4 protein-coding genes are annotated in these 4,374 nt (G+C 45.5%); 2 read left to right on the top strand and 2 right to left on the bottom strand.

The features are described from left to right. Positions 1 to 170 precede the first annotated feature (170 nt). On the top strand, positions 171 to 1,481 hold the full coding sequence (gene uraA / locus VN447_RS05645) for a uracil permease (RefSeq protein WP_325523696.1): 1,311 nt from the start codon (positions 171 to 173) through the stop codon (positions 1,479 to 1,481). A gap of 46 nt (positions 1,482 to 1,527) precedes the next feature. On the opposite strand, the gene VN447_RS05640 is transcribed toward uraA, so the two are convergent. Beyond that, positions 1,528 to 2,166 carry a YigZ family protein gene (locus tag VN447_RS05640; protein ID WP_325523694.1) on the bottom strand — a complete coding sequence of 213 codons (639 nt, stop codon included), beginning with the start codon at positions 2,164 to 2,166 and terminating at the stop codon, positions 1,528 to 1,530. Between the two features lie 155 nt (positions 2,167 to 2,321). Between VN447_RS05640 and VN447_RS05635 the strand changes: the two genes are divergently transcribed. Then, positions 2,322 to 3,269 carry an aldo/keto reductase family protein gene (locus tag VN447_RS05635; protein ID WP_325523693.1) on the top strand — a complete coding sequence of 316 codons (948 nt, stop codon included), beginning with the start codon at positions 2,322 to 2,324 and terminating at the stop codon, positions 3,267 to 3,269. A gap of 63 nt (positions 3,270 to 3,332) precedes the next feature. On the opposite strand, the gene VN447_RS05630 is transcribed toward VN447_RS05635, so the two are convergent. Further along, positions 3,333 to 4,226, bottom strand: a complete 894-nt coding sequence (locus tag VN447_RS05630) for an RluA family pseudouridine synthase (RefSeq protein WP_325523691.1) — start codon at positions 4,224 to 4,226, stop codon at positions 3,333 to 3,335. Positions 4,227 to 4,374 lie beyond the last annotated feature (148 nt).

The raw sequence follows: 4,374 nt of genomic DNA, 5'->3' as shown, positions 1-4,374 counted from the left end.
CTAAGGAAATTAGGCTTTATCACCATAAGTGAAAGATATTCATTAATACACTAATTCTATTGAACCGCCGTATACCGAACGGTACGTACGGTGGTGTGAGAGGTCGCTGAGTAAATAATTACTCAGCTCCTACTCGATTGTGTACCGGGGTAATAAAAGGAGGAATTACAATGTCCAGACGCATTATCCAGGTTGAAGACAAGCTTCCCCTGCTCCAGTCCATTCCCCTTAGCTTACAGCACTTATTTGCCATGTTTGGCGCGACCGTATTGGTTCCTTTCCTGTTCAAAATTAACCCTGCAACATCACTATTAATGAATGGTATTGGAACACTGATTTATCTGTTCGTGTGTAAGGGACGAATTCCGGCTTATCTTGGTTCAAGCTTTGCCTTTATATCGCCAGTGTTTCTGATCATGTCGCAATACGGGTACGCGGCTGCTCAAAGCGGTTTTATCATGTTCGGTTTCTTCTTCATACTCATGTCGCTGCTTGTTAAAAAAGTCGGCGTCAAATGGATTGATGTAGTATTTCCGCCGGCCGCCATGGGGGCAATTGTAGCCACTATCGGCTTGGAGCTAGCTCCAACTGCTGCCGGGATGGCTGGGTTGACCGGAGATCTAATGCAGCAGTTAAATATACCTGCTGACAAAGCGGTCATTGTGTCGGTCTTCACTTTAGCAGTAACGATTCTGGGTTCAGTACTGTTCCGCGGTTTCTTTGCGGTAATTCCGGTGCTTATCGGTGTTCTTGCAGGCTATAGTTTGTCACTTGTACTCGGTATTGTTGATCTAAACAGCATAATGAACGCCCCTTGGTTTGAAGTTCCTACCCTATATACTCCCGAATTTAATGTGAGTGCGATGATTATCATCCTGCCTGCTATGTTGGTGGTACTGGCCGAACACATCAGCCACCTTGTTGTTACCGGTAATATTGTTGACCGGGATTTGATAAAAGAGCCGGGCCTTCACCGCTCCCTGTTTGCTGACGGTGTATCTAATGTTCTGTCTGGTTTTGTCGGTGCTACACCTAATACCACATATGGCGAAAACATCGGTGTAATGGCAATTACTAAAGTATACAGTGTCTGGGTTATCGGCGGCGCGGCAACCTTTGCGATTGCCCTCTCCTTCGTAGGTAAGCTGGCCGCGCTCATTCGCAGCATCCCAGTACCGGTCATGGGTGGCGTGTGCATCCTGCTGTTCGGTGTAATAGCTGCTGCCGGTATCCGTATGCTTGTCGAGAAAAGAGTCGACTATACCCAAGCCAAAAACCTAATCCTGACCTCAGTGGTACTTGTTCTGGGACTAAGTGGCGCTGCCGTTAAATTAGGCGCTGTTGAATTAAAAGGTATGGCGCTTGGCACGATTGTGTCAGTGCTGGTTAGCCTCACTTTTGAACTGTTTGACAGAATGGGCATTTTGGCTGACCAAAATGAGGCTGTTGATGAGCCTGCTGCTCAAAAAGCTAAAGTCTAATAAGATAAAACGCAAAAAAGTGCCGCTATTTGAAGCGGCACTTTTTTTACGTTTCAGGCAAGACATCCAGATATAATTCACCTATTGACTGTACTTTGGCTTGAGCGGCTGTAGCATCTGCGATCAGCTGGATCAATTTGTCTTCACTTCCCTTACGGGCTAGCGCAACAACTTTGACTACCTCAGTAAATTCTTTAGCCTCGATTGGATAGTTCTTAAGCCGCAGCTGGTTTTCTACTGTCCCCAGCAGGTGGTAACTCAGTTCAATAGCCAGCCTGGTGTGAAGCTGTTTTTCAATGATGAAGGCAGCTTCCAGGCCATCGGCAGCCGCCTTGGTGTAGGCGCGAATGAGTCCTCCGGCTCCCAGTTTGATGCCACCAAAGTAGCGGGTTACTACAATAACTGCATTTTTAACGCCGGATTTGTTAATTACCTCTAATATTGGTTTGCCAGCCGTTCCGCCAGGCTCACCGTCATCGTCGGCTTTTTGATATTGACCATGCAGGCCGATCACATATGCTGAACAGTTATGATTGGCCTCTTTGTGCCGTTTTTTTATGTCTTGGACAAAGTTAACTGCCGCTTCTTCAGTTTCCGCCGGGCTGACATAGGCAATGAACAGGGATTTGTTAATTTCTAATTTAACCTCACTCGCTTGCTTAACTGTGCGATAGACAGGCAGCATGAAAACACCTCGTACCTTGATAAACATGATTTGTTCAATGATTTTAATATAAAGGGAAAGAGTAAGTTTGGCAACTGCGTGTTTTGCCTTTTTGCCAGGGCTAGATAACATGATATACTATTAGTAAATAATGGAGTTGTAGAGGGAGTGGCACTATGCAGTATAGATATTTGGGTAACTCAGGCCTGCAACTTAGTGAAATTAGCTTGGGAAGCTGGCTAACTTACGGTAATACTACTGAGAAGGAAACGGCTATATCCATAATTCGTCGTGCTTACGAGCTGGGTATAAATTCGTTCGACACCGCCAATGTGTATGCTCTTGGTGAGGCTGAACTGCTTGTCGGCGAAGCTCTGAGAGATTTTTCGCGAGAATCGTATGTATTGGCTACTAAAGCCTTTTTTCCGATGGGCGATGGCATTAACGACAGAGGCTTGTCGCGCAAGCATGTTTTTGAGCAGGTTCACGCAAGCCTGAAACGGCTGCAGGTTGACTATGTAGATATTTTCTACTGCCACAGGTACGACTACCAGACGCCGGTGCAAGAGACACTTAGAACGATTGATGACTTAATCCGTCAGGGTAAAATCCTTTATGCAGGGGTCAGCGAATGGACGGCCGCTCAGATTACCGAAGCGTTAGGTGTTGCCGACAAATATTTGCTTGACCGCATTGTTGTCAACCAACCTCCCTATAACATGCTCAACCGTTACATAGAAAAAGAAGTAGTGCCAACCTGTGAAAAATATGGAATCAGCCAGGTAGTGTTCTCACCGTTGGCTCAAGGCATGTTAACAGGCAAATATCAGCAGAATGTACCGGTGCCGCCTGACAGCCGTGCAGCCGATGCACGCACAGCTCCTTTCTTACAGCGGTACTTTTTAGAACAAAACTTTCGTAAAGTACAGCAGTTGAAGGCTATAGCCAACGAGCTGGAGGTGACGTTAGCTAATTTAGCTTTGGCATGGGTATTGGCACAGCCGAACATTACCAGTGCCATCATTGGAGCAACTAAACTAGAACAACTGAATGAGAATGTCAAAGCTGTAGACTTAGTCTTAGCCGAGGAAATACTTAATGTGATTGAAACTATTCTGGAATAAATCATGAGTGGGCGGGTTAATAATGCCGTACAGACCTGAAAAGGCTGTACGGCATTTTATATACTACTTACCAAAAGAATTAAGAATCCGTTCAAAGTCCAAGGGTAACGGGGCGTTAACGGTAATCTGACGGTTATCTCCCAGATGCTCGAAGGTGATAGATACAGCATGTAAAGCTTGTCTGGACATAAGGGGAGACCGTACTCCGTACATCCGGTCGCCGATAATGGGGTAACCGAGGTGGGCCAAATGTACGCGGATTTGGTGAGTCCGGCCGGTATCCAAAGAGAGTTCCATTAACGATGCGTCAGAAAAACGGCGGATCGTCTGGTAATGAGTAACCGCTTCTTCACCTTTTGCGTGTATAGCTCGCCGGTTAGGTGAAGTTGGATGAGGGCCGATAGGGGCATTAATTGTACCTGCAGGGGGCTCAACAATCCCTTTGGTCAAAGCCCAATAGGTACGCTTTAATACTCTTTCCTTCAATTGCTGTTCAAGCAGGAACTGGCTACGGGAGTCTTTAGCGAAAATGATGCAGCCTGATGTTTCTCTGTCAAGCCGGTGGACCGGTCGTACCGTGCTTACTACGCCTTTCTCAGCTAAATGGTAAGCCAAATAGTTGGCTAAGGTACCGCTTGTTGTTTGACCTGTAGGATGAACTAACTGGTATGGTGGTTTATTTAGAATCAGCACATAATCATCTTCGTAAAGAATCTCAATGTTTCCCGCTTCAGGCTGAACTCCATAGGATATATCTTCAACGACCAGGACGCGTAAAGTATCCTGTAGCTTAAGTTGTTTTTGCAGAAAAGCCGCTTTGCCGTTTAAGAAAATGCCTTTCTGGCGGGTGAGCTTTTGTATTTTTCGTCCGGAATAATGGAGGACTTGCTTCAAATAGTCTTCGATAGTGAGACTGGCATGTTCCTGAGAGACTTTATGAGTTTGAAATGATTTCATGAGGAGCCTTCTTTCGTTTATATACGTTTAGTAGGATTCTCTAGGTATTTATGAGGAGTTTTCATGGTTGCTTTCCGTGATAAATTTAATATAAATGAAAAAGCCAGAGTTGGCAAATTCATTGTAACCCTCAAGGCCTATCTAAGAG

Origin of the sequence: Sporomusa sp. (genome assembly GCF_035561155.1) — a bacterium.
Classification (GTDB): domain Bacteria; phylum Bacillota; class Negativicutes; order Sporomusales; family Sporomusaceae; genus Sporomusa.
Note: the sequence above shows the minus strand (reverse complement) of the source record. Positions and strands in the feature narration are given on the sequence as shown.

Excerpts from the sequence above, each read along its gene's own strand:
- uraA (WP_325523696.1), top strand. The coding sequence starts at position 171 with ATGTCCAGACGCATTATCCAGGTTGAAGACAAGCTTCCCCTGCTCCAG.
- VN447_RS05635 (WP_325523693.1), top strand. The coding sequence starts at position 2,322 with ATGCAGTATAGATATTTGGGTAACTCAGGCCTGCAACTTAGTGAAATT.
- VN447_RS05630 (WP_325523691.1), bottom strand. The coding sequence starts at position 4,226 with ATGAAATCATTTCAAACTCATAAAGTCTCTCAGGAACATGCCAGTCTC.
- VN447_RS05640 (WP_325523694.1), bottom strand. The coding sequence starts at position 2,166 with ATGCTGCCTGTCTATCGCACAGTTAAGCAAGCGAGTGAGGTTAAATTA.